At 67.2% G+C, this 18753-nt stretch carries 13 protein-coding genes; 7 read left to right on the top strand and 6 right to left on the bottom strand.

Annotated features, from left to right (window positions below; all coding sequences use genetic code 11):
* Positions 1 to 78: 78 nt before the first annotated feature.
* The 6 genes from KF791_20230 to KF791_20205 all read left to right on the top strand — a co-directional run bounded on the left by KF791_20230 (position 79) and on the right by KF791_20205 (position 6988).
* The gene (locus KF791_20230) at positions 79 to 1068 is read left to right on the top strand and encodes a malate dehydrogenase (GenBank protein MBX3734911.1); all 990 of its coding nucleotides are present in this window, start codon (positions 79 to 81) and stop codon (positions 1066 to 1068) included.
* Positions 1069 to 1122: 54 nt separating this feature from the next.
* The gene (locus KF791_20225; protein MBX3734910.1) at positions 1123 to 3837 is read left to right on the top strand and encodes a S8 family serine peptidase; all 2715 of its coding nucleotides are present in this window, start codon (positions 1123 to 1125) and stop codon (positions 3835 to 3837) included.
* Between the two features lie 235 nt (positions 3838 to 4072).
* Positions 4073 to 4261, top strand: a complete 189-nt coding sequence (locus KF791_20220; GenBank protein MBX3734909.1) for a hypothetical protein — start codon at positions 4073 to 4075, stop codon at positions 4259 to 4261.
* Positions 4262 to 4375: 114 nt separating this feature from the next.
* Positions 4376 to 5044 (top strand): PEP-CTERM sorting domain-containing protein, encoded by a 669-nt coding sequence (locus tag KF791_20215; GenBank protein MBX3734908.1) that lies wholly within the window; start codon positions 4376 to 4378, stop codon positions 5042 to 5044.
* On the top strand, positions 5037 to 6296 hold the full coding sequence (locus KF791_20210) for a hypothetical protein (protein ID MBX3734907.1): 1260 nt from the start codon (positions 5037 to 5039) through the stop codon (positions 6294 to 6296). Before KF791_20215 ends, KF791_20210 begins: the two co-directional genes overlap by 8 nt.
* Before the next feature lie 14 nt (positions 6297 to 6310).
* Complete coding sequence (locus tag KF791_20205) at positions 6311 to 6988, top strand: hypothetical protein (GenBank protein ID MBX3734906.1); 678 nt, start codon at positions 6311 to 6313, stop codon at positions 6986 to 6988.
* A 105-nt stretch (positions 6989 to 7093) separates the two neighbouring features.
* On the opposite strand, the gene KF791_20200 is transcribed toward KF791_20205, so the two are convergent.
* From KF791_20200 to KF791_20175, 6 genes are all read right to left on the bottom strand, one after another.
* Positions 7094 to 9058: a cation-translocating P-type ATPase gene (locus tag KF791_20200; GenBank protein ID MBX3734905.1), complete on the bottom strand. Its 1965-nt coding sequence runs from the start codon at positions 9056 to 9058 to the stop codon at positions 7094 to 7096.
* A gap of 13 nt (positions 9059 to 9071) precedes the next feature.
* On the bottom strand, positions 9072 to 9890 hold the full coding sequence (locus tag KF791_20195) for a choice-of-anchor M domain-containing protein (protein MBX3734904.1): 819 nt from the start codon (positions 9888 to 9890) through the stop codon (positions 9072 to 9074).
* A 213-nt stretch (positions 9891 to 10103) separates the two neighbouring features.
* A complete protein-coding gene (locus KF791_20190; protein MBX3734903.1) occupies positions 10104 to 11132 on the bottom strand; it encodes a hypothetical protein in 1029 nt (342 codons plus the stop codon).
* A gap of 818 nt (positions 11133 to 11950) precedes the next feature.
* Positions 11951 to 14518 carry a tetratricopeptide repeat protein gene (locus KF791_20185; protein ID MBX3734902.1) on the bottom strand — a complete coding sequence of 856 codons (2568 nt, stop codon included), beginning with the start codon at positions 14516 to 14518 and terminating at the stop codon, positions 11951 to 11953.
* A 119-nt stretch (positions 14519 to 14637) separates the two neighbouring features.
* Positions 14638 to 15222 (bottom strand): nicotinate (nicotinamide) nucleotide adenylyltransferase, encoded by a 585-nt coding sequence (nadD, locus tag KF791_20180; GenBank protein ID MBX3734901.1) that lies wholly within the window; start codon positions 15220 to 15222, stop codon positions 14638 to 14640.
* A gap of 51 nt (positions 15223 to 15273) precedes the next feature.
* Positions 15274 to 17640, bottom strand: coding sequence for a carbon starvation protein A (locus KF791_20175; protein MBX3734900.1), 2367 nt, complete (start codon positions 17638 to 17640; stop codon positions 15274 to 15276).
* 579 nt (positions 17641 to 18219) lie between these two features.
* On the opposite strand from KF791_20175, the gene KF791_20170 reads away from it, so the two are divergent.
* Entirely contained in the window at positions 18220 to 18540 is a 321-nt protein-coding gene (locus KF791_20170; protein MBX3734899.1) for a hypothetical protein, read from the top strand.
* Positions 18541 to 18753: the final 213 nt, after the last annotated feature.

The raw sequence follows: 18753 nt of genomic DNA, 5'->3' as shown, positions 1-18753 counted from the left end.
CGAATGCTGAACGTCACCGGACCGGCGCTTGCAGCCGGCCCCGGCGCCTCCCATAGTCGCCGGGTTTCTGCATCCTTCATGAACGAACCCATCCGCATTGCCGTCACCGGCGCCGCCGGCCAGATCGGCTACTCCCTGCTGTTCCGCATCGCCTCCGGCGGGCTGTTCGGTCCCGATCAACCCGTGATTCTCCATCTGCTGGAAATCGAGCCGGCCCTCAAGGCGCTCCAGGGGGTGGTCATGGAACTCGACGACTGCGCCTTCCCCCTGCTCCGCGGCGTGGTGACCACGGCGGATCTTGATGAGGGCTTTCGCGGAGTTCAGTGGGCGCTCCTCGTCGGCAGCGTGCCGCGCAAGGCCGGCATGGAGCGGAAGGACCTGCTGGGCATCAACGGCCGGATCTTCGTCGGTCAGGGGCAGGCCATCGCCCGGTCCGCAGCCCCCGACGTCCGCGTCCTGGTGGTGGGCAACCCGTGCAACACCAACGCCCTCATCGCCATGAACAGCGCCCGGGCGGTTCCGGCGGACCGCTGGTTTGCGATGACCATGCTCGACCAGTCCCGGGCGCGCACCCAGCTGGCCCGCAAGGCCGGCGTACCCATCACCGAGGTGCGCCACCTCGCGATCTGGGGCAACCACAGCGCGACCATGTATCCCGACTTCCACAACGCGACGATCGGCCGCCGGCCCGCCACGGAGGTCATTCAGGACCTGGCCTGGTTCAGCGACACCTTCATCCCTACCGTGCAGAAGCGGGGCGCGGCCATCATCGAGGCCCGCGGATCCAGTTCAGCCGCATCGGCCGCCAATGCGGTAGTGGATACCGTCCGGGCGATCACTCGGCCGACCCCCTCCGGAGAATGCTTCAGCGTCGCCGTGTGCTCCGACGGCAGTTACGGCATCGAGAAGGGGTTGCTCTTCAGCTTCCCGATGCGCGCCGACGGCCACCGCCTTGAAATCGTCCAGGGACTGCCGGTCAACGAGTTCAGCCGGGCGCGCATCGCCGCCACCGAGGCGGAGCTTCGCGAGGAGAAGGCCCTGGTGTCGGAACTGATCAACGGCGCTTAGACAAAGCCCCCGCGCTGGTGTCTAGTCGCTTCGGGTCCCTTCCCGGATGAATTCATGATCACCAGCGTTTGCCGACCTGACCCGGCCGTCCGCACGATGCGTCTGGGCGTCTGGATGCTGGTGGCCGCCGGAGGGCTCGCCGCGGCCTCCGCGGCCACCGTGCGTTTTCGGGAACCCTTGCCGACCGCCTACCTGCTCGAGGAACCTGCCGCCGCGGCCCCGGGTGCCACACGCGCCGCCCCGGCCACCCGGCCCTGGACGCGGGCCACCGTCGTGGACGAGCCGGAACATCAGGTGGAGTTCAGCGATCGCGTCGTCCTCCAGACCGGTCCCGGGGTGTCCCCGGAGGCGCTTCTGGCCACGGTCTCCGTCCCCCTCACCCTCGACCGCCAGCCGGAACCGGGATTGTTCATTTTGCAGGCCACCGACAGCCGCGCCGCCATTGAGGCGGCCGTGGCCCTTTCGGAGGAGCCGGGAGTGATCGCTTGTTATCCGGTGATGCGCCGTCCCTGGGGACGCCATCGTACTTTCGCCCCTGTTCCCGACGACCCCTATTTCAACGAGCAGTGGCACCTCGACCATCGGGGCACGGACCGGAACCTCACCGGCCCCGACCTCAATGTCCGGGGCGCCTGGCCGGTCACCCGTGGCGAGGGCGTGATCGTCGGCGTGGGTGATGACGGGGTGCAGACGGGGCATCCGGACCTGTCCGGGCGGATCGCCCAGGGCTTGAGTTACAATTTCTTCCGAAGTCTGCCCACCGGGCTGCCGGCATCCAGCGAGGCCAATCATGGAACGGCAGTGGCCGGCCTGGTGAGCGCCGAAGACAACAACGGCCGGGGCGTCTCCGGCGTGGCGCCCCGGGCGCAGCTGGTCAGCTGGGTGCTGTTCGGAACCTCGGTGTTCGGGTTCGAGAGCTTTGCGAGCGACGAGCAGTTGATGGACATGTTCCAGTACCTGTCCAACCGGGTGGCCGTGCAGAATCACAGCTGGGGCAACGCCACCCTTGGACAGTTGGGCATGGATGCGCTCGCCAGCTCGGGGGTGGGCAACGCGGTCACCAACGGCCGGGGGGGCCTCGGCGTGGTCATCGTGCGGGCCGCCGGCAACGCCCGACTGCGTGCCTCCAATGCGAATGATGATGGGTTCGCCGCCGACCCGCGCGTGGTGACCGTGGCCGCGATCCGCAAGGACGGCCGGGTGACAAGTTACAGCAGCCCGGGCGCCAACATTCTCGTCGGCGCGCCCAGCGGCGATACATTCCCGCCCGAGGGAGACGGCCTTCCGACCGACGATGTCCTGACCACGGACCGGACGGGCAACGACGGCTACAGCGCGGGATCCACGGATCGGGCGAACTACACCGGGTTCGACGGCACGTCCGCGAGTTCCCCCCAGATTGCCGGCATCGCCGCCATGGTGGTCGCCGCAAACACCAATCTCACCTTCAGGGACGTCCAGCACATCCTGGCCCTCAGCTCACGCCACCTGGATCTGGCAGACCCCGCCATGCGGACCAATGGCGCAGGCTTCCGGGTGAGCGAGAACGTCGGGTTCGGCATGCCCGACGCCGCGGCGGCCGTTCAGATGGCCCTTCGCTGGAACAACCTGCCCCGTCCGGAACGCGTGGTCGTCGAAAGCCGGGTGCGCCGGGAGATCCCGGATGATGCCCTGCGTGTGGGACTCGCCGGACCCGACGTCCCGGCCACCCTGCGTTCGGTGAAGTGCCTGCCGTCCCTCGGACGGCATCCGGACAACCCGACCGGCTTCCTGCCGATCGTGGATGTGGGCCTGGCCAACGGGCCGATCACCCGGGACCTCACCGGGCGGGCGGCACTCATCCAGCGCGGGGGAACCCTTTTTGCGGAAAAGATCGAGCGGGCCGCCCAGGCCGGGGCCTCGTTTGCAATCGTGTACAACAACACCGGCACCACCGAAATCCAGGCGATGGGCGGGACCAAGTTCGCCCGGATCCCTGCCGTCAGTATTGCCCGCTCCACCGGCGACGCCATCCGGACCTACGCAGCCGCCAACCCGGCCGCCACGGCACGCCTGCTGCTGATCCCGACCTTTTACACCCTCGAAGTCACCAATACGCTGGTCTGCACCCATGTGGGCGTGCGCCTGCGCACCACCCACACCCGCCGTTCGGACGTCCGGGTCACCTTGGTGTCTCCGATGGGGACCCGGTCCATCCTGCAGGCCATCAACAACCACGAGGCGCCGGGTCCCGTGGACTGGACCTACTGGAGCACCCAGCATTTTTACGAATCGAGCTTCGGCGAATGGCGGGTGGAGGTCAGTGACCAGCGCGACACCGTGATCCCGTTGGGTGCCGGGACACGTCCGGCCACCGGTGCGGTCACGCTGGTGCAGTTGATCGTGGACGGCATCCCGATCACGGACACGGATCGTGACGGTCTGGACGACGAATGGGAGCGGCAGGCGTTTGGCGACCTGAGATTTGGTCCGCGGGACGATCCGGATGGCGATGGCGCGAGCAATGCGAGGGAACAAATGGTTGGCACACCGCCACACGTATCCGATGCCCCGCTGCGTGTGGAATGGACCGAGTTCGAGCCCGGATTCTGGCGCTTTGAATGGCCGGCTCTGGACGGGCTGCGGTACTCCCTGCGAACGGCCTCATCGGTCGGCGGATCGTTTGTCCAGCGGGCGGCCGTCACCGGCCGCTTTCCCTTCACGGAATACGTGATCCGTGCCCCGGCCGATCTTGAGCGTTACTTCGGGGTGAGCACCAACGCCCCGTAGGTCGCCCTGAAGATCGAAGCGTGGCGGGGCAGCGATCTTGACTCGAATCCACCTGCCTCCCGCCCGCTCCATCCTTCCCTCAGCCTTTCAGCGCTTTCTCCCGGACGGACAATGGATTGTTGGCTCTGGAACCAGATCGCCTTCGGGCCAGCCCGATGGGTTTCGGGCGAGATTGGTTCTCCATGCAGAGGGCGAAACTGGCCTCATTACGGAAACGGTCGTTTCGAGCAACGGAGTGACCCTGAATCGCCTGCGGTGGTCCGTGCGGGATCTGCTTGTGGTGGTGGAATCACGCCCCGCTCTCAACCCGGCGGTACCGTGGATGGTTGAAGTGGGTGTTCCCCGGATTGAGGATTCCTCCATCGTGCTCGATCTTCAGAGAAAGACGGAACAACGCTATTTCCGAATTCGCCGCGTGAACTGAAAAGCGTCCTGCGCAACCCCCCGCCAGGAATCGCAAGCCACCGGCAACAACGGACCGGTGATCAATGGCATTCGAGGGGCAGCGGGGTCACGGGATTCGCCGCAATCTCGACGCATGACATTGATGCGTTACACACGCCCGTTCCCCTCCGTCATCGCCTTCGCCCTCGCGGTCTCATCCGCCCACGCGTCACAAGAAGGCTTTGTCACACCATCATGGCGCGGCACTCCGGGAACCCTCTACCATGGCTGGGAGTCCTTCACGTCCTCCTCAGGGGACCCGGGCAGCCGCCCGGACCTGCCGGGAAGCGGCACCGCGGCCACCCTGTTCCAGCACGATCCCGGCGCGTTCATCACCGGATCCGGAAACATCTACAACCCCGGGGGGATTAGCTCGTTCACCTTGAGGCAATCGTCACTGGATCCCGTCGGGCTCGTCGTGTTCCAGGCACGGACCCTCGGCGCAGAGCTCGACTACGCCTCCGTCCAGCTGGCTTACGATGTCGGAGCGGGCACGCAGCTCTTGATGACGTCCCGGACGGAAACCGACCGGGGCACCCTCCTGGGGGCCTCGGTCTCGTCCCTCTGGGAATGGAATCTCACCGACTCGGGGGTCACCTCATTTGAGATCCGGTTCGTCGCGGACGGCAGCAGTCTGAGTCTGGATTCCATCACGCTGGACACGCGGTCCGGGGGCGTGGTGCCCGAGCCGTCCACATGGGCCCTGATGCTGCTCGGCGTCGCCGGCCTGGCCGTGCGACTCAGAAAGGCCCGCCATGAATAGTGGCCGCCTCGTCGCCGGCATCACGCTGGGCGTGCTCACGGGATTCGGGGCCGAATTCCAGCACGAGTTTGCCCAACCCTCCCGGGACCGCTGGATGTATCCCTTCAACGCGACACCGGGAACGCGTGCCGCCGCACCCGTCTTCTCGACCTTTGGCGACGAGGCCGGCGTGGACACCCGGCATGGGCAATTCCTCATCGGATGGGACACCGAAGAGGCGGTCCCACCGGGACATCCCCGGGCCCACTACTGGATCACTGCGGCCCGCCTCGAACTCACGGTCCTGCGACCTGACAGCTTCATCCATGACCCGACTCCGGACCCGTTTGAATCGGGATTGCCCCCGGAGGATCCGCGGGCAATTCCCGATCCAGACCCCGGGCGTCCGATCGAGCTCTTCGGGGCCGGATTTCGCAATGAATTCACGGCATGGACCTTTGAGGAATCCTCGCCGTTTGGTCCCGCATCCACGGGACGCCGGAACGCGTTCGCCGCAGGATTCAATCCCGCCCGGCAACGGGTGGACGTCGGCAACAACGTGGGCAAGACCAACGAGGCGTACTCCCCATTCCCGACGCGTCCGTTCGCGATCGGCATCGTCACTGATGTCGCTGCCGGCGACCCCGTGCCCGCCGGAGCCACGGTCCGGTTCGACGTCAACGTCGCCGACCCCGACGTCCGGGGCTACCTGCAGGAATCCCTGCGCTCCGGGCGCCTCTGGCTGACGGTCACCTGGCTTGGTGAGTCCTCGGGATTGTCTGGAACGCCGACCTATCCCGACTTCGCAACGCGCGACAACCTCGTGTACGACCCGCCCCGCCTCACGATTGAGGGAGTTCTGATCGGCCCGGATGACGACGATGAAGACGGGCTCCCGGATGATTGGGAACGACTGTTCCTTGGGGGTCGCGATTCCACCGGCGACGACGATTCGGACGGTGATGGCGTGAACAACATCACGGAATGGCTGCAGGGCACCGATCCCGGTTCCGACCGCAGCGTGTTGCGGATTCAGCCGCAACCTGCCGTCGCGGATTCCGGTCCCGGCCTCGCCATCACCGACGACGGACCTGGCGCGCCCGTCGTTGAGGTGTCCACGGATCTCAAGGAATGGCGGGAGGCCACCGGCCGCCTGGAATTCCTGGAACCCCGGAACGGCCACTGGATCCCGGACTCCGAATCCGTCGAACCCGTTCAATTCTTCCGGCTTCGGCGACCCGATCCCGAGCCGGAATCCCCCACCACCCCCTGAAGCTCGATCCGATCATGAACCCACATTCACTACTTCATACTCTCCTCGCGGCCGCCGCCCTTGCCTTGGGGTCTCCCGCCATCGTTCGCGCCCATTCCGTATGGATTGAGCCCGACAGCACCGGCACCCTGGTCGTCCGCTTTGCCGAACCGGATGGAAAGCTGGAACGGTCTCCGGGACACCTCGACAGCCTGCTGCTGCCGAATGCGTGGTCCGCCGCAGGCGGGTCGGTTCTCACAAATCTTCTGGTGGTCAAGAAGGCGGACCATTTCGCCCTCACACCGGGAGACCCGGAGTCTCCAGCCCTGGCGGAAACGGCATTCGTCATCATGGGCACCCCGGGACCCAATGCCCGGCGACCGTTGTTTTACGCCCGGTGGCATCCGGTGCACGCACAGGGCGCCCGCCCCATGATGACACTGGATCTCGTGCCCGGGGAGTCTCCGGGAACCGTTCGAGTCTGCTTCCGCGGAAAGCCCCTGCCCGGCGCGCGGGCCATCCTGCGGACTCCCGATGAGCGCGAGCGTGAGCTCACCGCAGACTCGGAGGGCGTGCTCCATTTTGGGTCCGGGCAGCCGGGCTGGCACCTGCTCACCGTTGCACGACACCGGGAGCCTGCTGGCGGCTTCGCCGGCGGCCGCGAGTACGGAATCACCAGCCACAACGCCTCCCTGAGCTGGATCCAGAAGTGATCCGCGCGTCGGCACGCACCCTTTCGCCTCCTGGATGGCTGCTCCCCTGCGATCCGATCTCGTTCCCCGGGGACGATCCCGACGCGGGAAAACTCCACCGGACGTTCAGGCGGGGATCGGAACGGACTGCGGACCGGATGCGGGCACGGGGCCGGCGTCCGCCCGGAGGGGCTCGAACTCCTCGCCCTGACGGACGAGGCGGGCGCTGTTGAACACCACGATCAGCGAGCCGGCGTTGTGCAGCAGGGCCGCAACGACGGGATTGATCCGGCCCAGCATCGCGAGGGCGAGGCCGCCCGCGATGAACCCCAGGCCGACCAGGAAATTCTGGTGGATGGTGTTGCGCGCAGCCCGCGACAACCGCAGCAGGAACGGCAGTCGGCGCAGGTCGCTGTTGAGCAGGGCAATGGAGGCGCTCTGGATCGCCACATCGCTTCCTGCAGCACCCATCGCGATGCCCAGGTTTCCTGCCGCCAGTGCCGGCGCGTCGTTCACGCCGTCCCCGACCACGGCGACGCGCAAGCCCTGCTGCTTGAGCTGTTCCACGAACGCCACCTTGTCCTGGGGAAGGCAGTCGCCAACGAAGGTGTCGAGTCCCACTTCCGCGGCCACCCGCTCCGCAACGAGACTGCGATCCCCGGACACGAGCGCGGAACGGCGGACGCCCAACGCATGCAATGCCGCGACCGTTTCGGCCGACTCCGCGCGCACGCGGTCCTGAAGCGCAATCCAACCGGCGGCCCGGCCGTCCACCGCAACGAACACCAGACTGTAGCCGGCGGCTTCGGCAAGGTCGGGTCCGGCCTCGAAACCGGGCGGGACGCCCTGATCCCGCAGCCACGTCGCCCGGCCGACGAGCACGTGATGGCCATCCACACTGGCGGCGACCCCGCGGCCGGCCGCCTCGCGGAAGTCTTGAACCCCGGACAGGGGCACGCCCGCCTCCTCCGCGAGCTGGCCAAGTGCGCGAGCGGCGGGATGGGTGCTGAACTGCTCGGCACCGGCAGCAAAGCGCAACAACTCTGCGGGGGTGATCCCCCCGATGGGCTGGAGACGGCACACACCGAGGCGTCCGGTGGTCAGGGTGCCGGTCTTGTCGAAGACAAAGGCGTTGAGACGTCCGGCAAGTTCGAAGTCCGCGACATTCTTCACCAAGATGCCCAGGCGTGAGGCGGCGGCCAGCGCAGCCACCATGGCCGTGGGCGTGGCAAGCACGAAGGCGCAGGGGCACGAGACCACCAGCGTGGCGATGACGCGATTGAGATCGTGGGTGAATGCCCACACCAGCGCGCCCAACACCAGCACCAGCGGGGTGTAGTATCCGACGTACTGGTCAATCAGCCGGGAAATGGGCAGCCGGGTCTGTTCGGCGGCGAGGATGAGTTCGCGGACCCGGCCCAGCGTCGTCTCTTCGCCGGCCCGGGTGACCCGGATCTCCAGCACACCGGTCAGGTTGGTGGACCCGGCAAACACCTCGTCGCCAGCCCCCTTGTCCACCGGGAGCGATTCCCCGGTGAGGTTGGCCTGGTTGACCGCGGAGGCGCCGGCCAGGACGAGCCCGTCGGCCGGGATGTTGTCGCCCGGACGCACGCGGATCCGATCCTGCGGACGCAGTTCGCTGGCCGGGATCTCCAGTTCGCCATCGGCGTCGTCGAGTCGCCGGGCACGAGTCGGTGCCAGACGCAGGAGGGCTTCAATGGCCGCACGAGCGCCAGCAGCGGTGCGGGATTCCACCACCTCGCCCATCAGCATGAAGAACGCCACGAGTCCGGCGGTCCGGTAGTCGCCCGAGGCGAAGGCGGCCAGGAAGGCGAGGCTGACGAGTTCATTGATGCCCACTTCGCCGCGCCGGAGGCTTTGCCACGAGGCCCGCAGCAATGGCAGACCGAGCACCACCGCACCGCCCAATGCGCTGAGGTCCGCAATCGGCGCGCCACGAGCCCACGTCCAGTCCATGAGATAGGCGTTGGCGATGGCGATGAGGCCGAGGAAAGCCGGGGTGAGACTGGGCCCGGCGGACGCGGGCGCGGTGGATCCGGACTGCTGGCTGAGAAGATGGGTAACCTGCATGACGGCGTCGGGTTCAGGGAATTACGGCTCGAACGAACTGGCGTGCGTTGCCGGGGGCCGGCAGATCGAAGCTCACCGGTTCCCCGGTGCCGGTGAGTTCGAGCAAGGGCGCCCAGGGCCCAAGTCCGTCGGAAGTCTCGACTCGAACAAGCTCCCCGCCAGGCGCGGTGACCTGTAGTTCCCACGTGCCATCGGACCGCGGGCGCGGCGCGGACAATCGGGGTGCGGGCGGACCCTGAACGATGAACGTGTAGTCCGTCACCGGACTGGCGGCCGGCAGACCGGTGGCGGCAAACATTCCATGGACCACAAAGCCGACGCGATACACCCCAGGTGCGGAGAAACTCCAGTTGACATGCATGTGGCCGTTCACGGCTGGCAGCGTCAGGACGTCGGCGTCCGGGTGGACGCCATCCGCGGAGGCCAGGTGGACCACCGGTACCCCCAGCGGGGAGAGCGAGAACATTGCGAAGTGGCCGGGGCCATCAACGCGTGCGAGCGAGAGCCGGAGCTGGTTGCCAACGAACACCCCGGGGCCGATGCCCGAGGTGCCGATGCCGAGATTGAGCAGCCCCGAAGCCTCGTTCTGCGGGAGAATCCACACGGCATCACCCGCCGGGCCCAGGAACCGGAAGGAGTCCCCCGCTGGAACCGCCTGGCGCGCCGCCGGGGCCACGAAGAGCGGATACTGCTCGGGAGCGAATCGGCCCGAATCAAAATCGAGCACGTGCAAATCCCACCGGCCGGCACTGTATCCGACCTGGACGTGCACATGCGCCCGCGCCATGCCCAGGGCGAAGCTCAGACCTGCCAGCAGCTTCAGTACGAGCATCCGGCCGTTGGAGCTTCGCGAAACCGGCGGTTCCAACGAGGTTCGAACCGGCGCGCGGACCGGTCTCCAGTCCTTCGACCCGCACGAAAACCTGGCGGACGATGTTGGCTCCGGGGAACGCTGCGGTGCGGGGGCGGGCCCCGGTCGCCTGCACGACCGAAACCCGCCGCCGAGATGTGGATGCCGAGGTTCCATGAATTGCGGCAGGAAACCTCACTGCTTGTGCAGTCGGAACACCTGCATCGTGGACGCCGCCGGCAGCGTCACCGTGTGCTCGCTGCCGTGGACCGTCCCGGGAGGCAGGGAAACGGGCTCCCAAGGCCCCTCCAGAGTCGGCGCCGCCTCCAGGACATAGCCAGGAGTCACGAGCGGCAGGGTGAGATTGACCGTGGCGGCAACTTCGAGTGCCGGCGTCCCGGCGACCTGATAGTCAAACCAGTAGATTCCCGATTCGCCGAAGGGCGTGTGCCCCTCGCCATTGCCGACATCCACCAGCTTGTAGGAAGCCCAGTAATGGCCCTCTGGAGCCTCTCCTTCCACCCAGCAAACCGGGACGAAATTGATCAGGTTGCCGTCCCCGAGCACATGGCGGTCTCCGGGATTTACCAGGATTTCCATCTGTTCCGCCGAACCGATGTGCAACCCCTCGCTCCGCCCCACCAACTCCAGGGCCACGACCGCACCTTCGAGGCTGTTGGTCCGGGTGCCACCGCTGCTGCGGAACATGACCCATTCCGGGGAACCGGGCCCCCACTTGGACGGATCATTGAGCCACCAGACAGACTGGAGGGAGGGATTGCTGTAGTGCTCCGCCGTGCGTGCATTGACCAGCTTTCCCGCATAGAGCCCCTCGGTCGCGGGCACCAGGGTCAACGGCGGCTGGCCCGTGAACGTCTCGGGAATCCGGCTGTTGGCATTGGTGTTCACCACGACCGGATCGTCCACCGGACCGCTCAAGCTGTAGGCGCTGATGCCGTGGTAATGGTTGTTGTTGAAGGCACTTTGCCCGGGAGGCTGCAGGCCCGGCACGTAGGCGTAGGCATGAGCGTAGAAGAAGGTGAGCCTTCCGGCATTGGGATTGGGCTTCCCGGCGTAAGGCCCGGAAACAAGCACCTCACGTCCATCAATGCCGATGTAAAACTCAACCATCTGCGCCCGCAGAGGTGAGGCGAGGGGCATCCAGGAAGCGAGCGCGGGGCCGATGAGGATCCGCGCCGAACGGAACAGGGACTGTGTCATCATATCGAATCAATTGGTTGACTGTTGAAACCCGGCAGGTGCCGGAAATTGGATCGGCAGGAAATTTGCCCCCGGACCAAAGGGGGATTGGAAATGGTGGGCGGACGACAGGCCACACACGGCCCCAGCCGTGCCGTCCGCCCAAGCCCCCGGCCTGGGGACCAAATCATTGCTCGTGAACAACCCTCAACCGCCGCAAACCCCTCCGGGCACTCCTCCCGGCCGTGACGGTTTGCGAACTCCCTCCGGATCCGGCGGCAACCCGTTTATCCCTTGGTTGCCGCGGGACCTTCACACACGGCTCCACGGGGGGCCACACGAGCCGGGAAGCCCCACGGGCTCATTGGAATGTCCCCCATTCCCATCGGGCTGGCTCCGCACCCAGAGCACCCAGCGAGTCCCGTGCCCTGGCGGTGCAGGAGCCGCCGGCACATCCAATTGCCCCTGCTGGAGAAGATCCACCGCACACGGCGCTGCCGGCAGTGAGGAATCGCGTGAGGAATCCCCGGCTCCATGGGCGCATCCATGCGAACAGGCAACTGGAGCTCCCGGCTCGGAGTGCCACCAGCGGTGGAGGGCGGAGTCCGCCCGCAACCAAGCCAGAAACATCATCAGCGTCGCCACCCCTGCGGCCACTCCCTGCCATGTCCCACCGCGTTGGAATCGAAGTCCAAGCATCGCCCAATAACTGCGGACCAGTGTCCAGAGAATCGCCGATCCGTCAATGCATTTCATTTGCATTTACTGATCAACGGATGGTCGGGCGGTTTTTCTGCGACAGGATGTCTCGACCTGCGGTCCCGGAGAGGAGCGTTCCGGATTCAACGGGCGGTTTCTGCGGAGCGCTTCCGGGCCTCCGCGGCCCGCCGCTCCCAAGCGACCTGCATGGAGGGCAGCTCGAGTGCCAGGCGCTCGTAGAGGGCGACGGCGTCCTGCCATCGCGCAGAGCTCTCCAGAAGGCGTCCAGCCTCACGGCCCGCCTCCTTGATCCACCATGGATCCGCCACATCCCCGGGACGCAGGAGTTCGCCGTTCACGATCTCCAGATAATGGCGCAGTGCAGCGGAGCGCGCAGCAACCGCCGTGGGATCGGTGCCATCCCCGGCCCGCTTTTCCGCCACGATGGCCCGTCCGAAGGCCGCCTTGGTGCGGGCCGACACGTCGGCGGCAGGGGTTTCGAGAACCCGGCGGTACAGGTCATCCGCCTTCGCGTAGCTGTTGGTGGCACGGGTGGCGAGCTGGAGGTGGCAGTCCGCCATCTTGCCCAGCGCGGCGGCCACAAGCGGTGAGTTGGTGTACTGCGCCGCCGCGGTGAAGGCTTCGAGGGCCACCTGAAAACTCTGCAAGGGAGACTGGCCGGGAGGCGGCGATTCCTCCAACTGGATCTCCCCGAGCGCGAAATAGGCCGCAGGACGGAGGGGATCCGGGGTCGTGCGGTCATTGAGGAGCGCCGTCAACTGCTCGCGGGCGCTGGTCAGATTCTGACGCCCCCGCGCCGCCTCCGCCGCCCACAGCCGTGCCTGGTGCCATGCCGGACTCCCCTGCCAGGCGGCGTTGGTCAGGATGCTCACACACGCCGCACCCGCTTGGGAAAAATTCCCAAGGGAATGATGGTGCCCGGCGATCCACAGGAGGGCGGCCTCGGACATCACATTGGTGGGATAACGCGCGGCCAGCGCCGCGAACTGGGCGATGGCGTTTGTGGAGGCCCCGGCACGGACCATCGCCCAGGCGCGGTCGAATTCCACACGGGTCGCCGACGGGTGATTCGTATGGCGGGTCAACCACACGTCCAATGCGGCGATCGCCTCGCTCCACGCCCCGGCCCGCAGGTCCAGCGATGCCAGGAGCAGCTCGGCATCCGCCGCCTCCGGCGATTCCGGATACGCCTTCAGAAATCGCTGGAGCACCGCGCGGGCGCCATTGGGATTTCCAGACCGGGACAGGGCCTGCGCCACCGTCAGCGTGCTGTCCCCCGCGGTGGCGGCCCCCGGCTGCCGCGCCAAGAGGCGGTCCACGACCTCCTGGGCCGACGACGCATCCCGGGCCTCCACCGCGGACAGCACCGCCTGCTGCAATGCCCGTTCCACCAGCTCGGATTGCACCTGGGTGTCCGAGGGATACTGCGACGCGACGGCCAGATAATTTGTCAACGCCTGGACCGGTTCCCGCAGTCGCAGCAGGACATCCCCGAGTTTGAACCGCGCCGTGGCCTGGGCATGGCCCGTGGGCAGGGACGCGGCGGCGGCGACGAAGTGGGACGCCGCCAGACGCAATCGTTCCAGCGTCGCAGACCCTCCCCCACCGCCGGCCTCATACCACAGCACCCAGCCGCGGCCGAGGTGCAGCATGCCGGTGACGTCCGGGGAAGCCGTGCCGCCGAGTCCGGCATCGAACGCCGCAGCCGCCTGGCCCAGCAATGGGGCCACCTCGGGCGCCGCATTCGTGGGACCGCCGGCGGCGAGATACGAACGCAGCAGCGCCTGCCCCAGGCGCAGCCGAAACGCCGGGGCATCGGGCGGCTCCGGGTTGGCCTGCAAGAACGACTGAATGCGGCCGAGGGCTCCGGAAAAATCCCCGCGCGCCACGGCGGAGTCGGCCAGATGCAACACCGCCTCCCGCTGCAGCGGCTCGGGGATCCCCGCGGCGAGGTTCCGCGAGAACGCGGTGTCCGCCCGCTCCGGATTCCCGGCGCGACGCCAGAGGCGCCCGGCCAGGGCCGAGGCGGCAGCGGATCGTTCGCCGGGCCCAGCATCGGCGAGGGCCGACGACAGGGTGTCGGCGGATTCCGCCGCCGCCTCGAGCCGCCCGGCGGCTTCCTGGACCGCGGCCAGGGCCTCAAGCCGCGCCCACTGTTCCGCCGGGGTCCGGGCCGACGGCCCGGCACCCGCGAGCACAGCCTCGGCATCCGCCAACCGCTGCTCCCCGCGCAGCGCCTCGGCCTTCAGCAGCCACCCTGCAAAGAGGACCGCGGGATCCTCTCCCGACTGGGTCAACGCCCCAAAAGCCCCCTCCGGTTCCTCCAGCACTGCAATGGCTCCCGCACGATCCCCCAGGCGCAGCCGGCACGTCGCCTCGCGAACCGCTGCCAACGCAGAGCGCCGCGTGCCGGGATGCGCCTTCCGATAGGCCGCAAAGCGGGCCGCTGCGGATGCAAAATCCCCCGTCGCCATGGCGGTCTCCGCCCGAGCGAACGCCTCGCGCTCCCGAGCCTCCGGAACCCCTTCAAACTCCGGAAACTCCACGGTAAGCCGCGCAAAGCCCTCCGCCGACTGCTCCCACTGTCCCACCTCAAACGCCCGAAGCGCCGCATGGAACAGAATCTCTGCCGCCTCCTCCGCGCGCAGCGGCATCACCGCCAGCCAGACCACCGCCCAGAGGATCCGCACCAGCGAATTCCTGCCGCCGGGGATTCCACAGCCACGCCGGTGCCTCCCGTCTTCCATCCCTTCGAACGATCCGGCTGGCAACCGCCCGCGGCGAGCCATAAATCCCGCAGCGCTCCACCTCATGGCTGACTCCGGTAAAGTTCCTCGGCCGTCAGGACCTCCGCCACGGGCCCGGGGACCAGATGCCGGAGACTTTGGCCACGGGCCGCACGTTCCCGGATCTCCGAGGAAGACACCTGGAGCGTCCATCCCCGCAGGTGATGGACGCGATAGGGCGGCGGCAACCCGGAAGCCCCGCCCCCGGGGCGCGGGATCACCACGAACTCGACAAGGGACGCCAAGGCCGCCGATTCCTTCCATTGCGTGAGCGTGCGCAGATGATCGGAGCCGATCAGCCAAAACCAGACGGCCTCCGCCGGGCCGGTCGCCCGGAGCTCGCGGACGGTATCCACGGTATAACTCACGCCACCCCGGTGAATCTCCCGGTCGTCCACGGCCATGCGGTTCTCCCCGGCGAGCGCCAGCCGCAACATGCGGAGCCGCAGGGCGTCTGGAGCGGGTGCGACCCCGGGTTTGAATGGGGATCGGGCGGCCGGGATAAAGAGCAGCCGGTCGAGGGACAACTCCTCGAGTGCCGCCCGGGCCACCAGGAGGTGTCCGAGATGCACCGGATCAAACGAGCCGCCATAGAGGCCGATACGCATGAGAGTTCGGGACGGGGAAATTCCGGCAATTGTTCGAAGCAGCCACCCGGATCAACAGCACCTCGGGGTTTCCTCCCTGTCCTCTCCAGCCGCGATCCGGTAGGCCCGTACGCGGCGGGCACGCTCCACCGCGGTCCGCACCTCCGGGACGTCCACCAGGACGACCTCGCCGCTCGCCGCGGACGGCCGTTCCTGAATCCGGGCATGCGCCCGTTGGACCGCCGCCTCTCCCGACCACTCGCGGAGCAACCCAAGCGCCAGCGCCGCGGTTCCGAGGGCCGCACCCGCGCCCCGCTCGCATCCAAAGGGGTCCGGCAGCCAGACCGGTTCGGTCTCGGTGAGGTCCGCGGGACGGCTGCCACGCAGCAGGCGGATCCATTCCCAGACCGACACCAGGACCAGCGCGGAGGCCATGGTCAGGAAGACCGCGGTGATGCCCGCATCAAACCGGTGGTTCCCCCGCATCAACCGGTTGGTGGCCAGCGCGGCGGCCGCACGGGCGACCGCCGCAGAATCCCCGCCGGACCGGGCATCCGCGAGGGCGGTCTCCAGCATGGGCCGCTGGGCCTCCGCTGCCGCAAGGGCGGCGAGGAATCCGATCCGGGGCGAGGGATGAAACAGCTTCTGCCATCCTGCGGTGAACGTGACGGTGAGCAGCCAGAGAAGCGGCACCAGGGTGACCAGCGCCAGGACCGGAGCCCGGGGACTCCGGCGAAGCCCGGTCTTCAGCAGCACGGTGGTCGCAAGGCAGAGGGCGATCGCGGCCAGCAACTGATTGGCGATGCCAAAGATGGGCCAGAGGGCCTTGGTGCCGCCATCCGGATTCTTCGCACCGGCAAGGAGCACGAATCCCCAGCCGGAAACGATCAACGCGCTGGCCAGCACGTTCGCCGGCACGGACCGCGTATTGCCCAGAGGCGTCCACAAGTGCCCGAGGAAGTCCTGCAGCAGGTAGCGCCCCACGCGGGTGCCGGCATCGAGCGTCGTCAGGATGAACAACGCCTCGAACATGATCGCAAAGTGATACCAAAGATCGAGCCATCGCCCCTGCGTGAGCCGGGAGAAGATGGCCGCCATCCCGACCGCGAGGGTTGCGGCCCCCCCGGTCCGTCCATACAGGGAATGCTCCCCCACCGCGGTGGCCAGGGCGTCCATGGTCTCCGGATCCACGGTGAACCCGGTGGCCTGCACCCTGGCAACCGTGTCGGCGGCGATCGCGGCGGCGTCGGGTCCGGCTCCCCGGATGTTCATGGCGAGATACACCCCGGGCTCCAGCGTGCATGCCGCGATCAATGCCATGATCGCGACCAGCGATTCCAGGCACATGGCGCCGTAGCCCACGGAACGGGCATGCGATTCCCGGGCAATGATCTTGGGCGTGATGCCGCTGGCAATCAGGGCGTGAAATCCGCTGATCGCCCCGCAGGCGATGGTGATGAAGCAGAACGGAAACAGCTTCCCGGGAACCACCGGACCCGATCCGTCCACAAACGAAGTGACCGGCGGCATCTGCAGCACCGGCAGCACGAGCAGGACGCCTCCCGCCAGGGCCAGAATCGTCCCCAGCTTCATGAACGTGCTCAGGTAGTCGCGCGGCGCCAGCAGCAGCCACACCGGCAGCACCGAGGCCGCCAGGCCGTAGGCGATGAGCATCCACGCCAACCGGGGCGCCGGCAGGGTGAACCAGACCGCGGCGCCCGCATGACTGTGCACCCACTGGCCGCCCCAGACGGCGGCCAGCAGCAGCACCACGCCGGCGACGGAGGCCTCGAGGGTTCGTCCGGCCCGGACCCAGCGCAGATACCCGCCCATCGCCAGCGCAATGGGAATGGTCGCCGCCACGGTGAAGACGCCCCACGGGCTCTCGGCCAGGGCGTTCACGACCACCAGGGCCAGCACCGCCAGCAGGATGATCATGATGACCAGGATCGCCACCATCGCGAGGGTGCCGGCCAGCGGATTCAGCTCGTCGCGCACCATCTGCCCCAGCGACCGGCCCTCGCGGCGCATCGAGGCCACCAAGATCACCAGGTCCTGAACCGCACCCCCAAGCACCACCCCGATCAGGATCCAGAGCGCCCCGGGCAGATACCCAAATTGAGCCGCCAACACCGGACCCACCAGCGGCCCCGGACCCGAGATCGCCGCGAAGTGATGTCCAAAAACAATCCACCGGTGCGTCTTCACAAAATCCCGCCCGTCCTCCCGCACCTCGGCGGGAGTCGCCCGGCGGTCGTTGAGGGTCAGCACTCTTGCGACGATCCACTTCGAGTAAAACCGGTAACCGATCGCGTAGGTGCACACCGCGGCAATCACCAGATGGGCGGAGTTCAGCGGTTCCCCGCGATGGAATGCGACCGTGGCGAGTGACACGGCACCCAAACCCGCCACCCCCAGCCAGAGCACCAGCTTCAACATGGCCTTCACGCGCCGGGAAGTTATCCAAGGCGGCCCGCAAAATGCGAGTGTGGCCGGGCGCGAGGATCCGGCGGAGCCGCCCCACCCCCGTGCAGCCGTGCTCACCCCCCAGGATCCCCGAAGTTCGGCGTGCCGGAAATCCCGAGGGACCGAAGGATCCCAAAGGACAGGACATCCCTTCGGCGGTCGGGCTCGAACAGATGTCCTGTCCCTTGCTGTTCTGTCTCCGGTCAGGCGCTCGTGGAGCTTGTCCAGCGCGTGGGTGTGCGCGGGGATGTTGCCCCAGGAGCGGACCTCGCCCGCGGGATCCGCGATGGCGACGGCAATGGTTTCGGCGTGGACATCCAGGCCGACATGCTTGAGCTTTTGTGCTGTGGGTAACGGGTTCATGAGGCACTTCTGGTTGACTGGCTGGCGGAGGGATCCGTCCGGCCACAACCCCGTGGCTCTGGAGGCCGCCAACGCGGCTTTTAACCCACGTCCGCCCGACTCGTCACCCACGCTCAACGGTCCGTTGTTGAGCCATAGGGTCTAGGCGACAGCACACGCATAGACACATTCTACCAAGTCTTCGGCTTCGTGGCTGCGATTTGCATTGGCATCATCGCGCTCGCCTCGTTCTTTGGCATCGTTGGCTATTTCAAGCGCCGCACGGCGACCTATGACATCGTGAAGATGAAGCGGTTCATCAAGGATGGTCGCACCGTCAACGTGCATTTGAGCAGCGGCAGGATTTTCTCCGGCGTTCGTTTCGTCGGATTCACAGACCAGAGTTCAGCCAAGGGCGGCATCCCCTTTTCGCTTTCGCAGATGGTCGTCTGCGAGACCTCGAAGGGTGCGCGGATTTTCTTTCGCGCCGAGGCAGTGAGAGTTATTGAGGAGGTGGACGATGTCGCCTAACCCCGAAGCGGAATAGGTCGGGCGGCCGGAGTGTGAGGTTGGAATGGGCGTGGAACGCCCGGCTTATTTCGCGGTTGGACGGAGTCGCGGAGGAGGCCCGGGCCGTATAGGAAAACTACTTGGATTCGGTGGACCGAAGGCGCCCGGAGCAGGCATAACTGAAGGGCCACCGTGTGGCCAGCGCGTGGTCTGAGCAGGCTCGGATATAAAACG

The organism is Verrucomicrobiia bacterium, from assembly GCA_019634635.1.
In the GTDB taxonomy this organism is placed as follows: domain Bacteria; phylum Verrucomicrobiota; class Verrucomicrobiia; order Limisphaerales; family UBA9464; genus UBA9464.
Note: the sequence above shows the minus strand (reverse complement) of the source record. Positions and strands in the feature narration are given on the sequence as shown.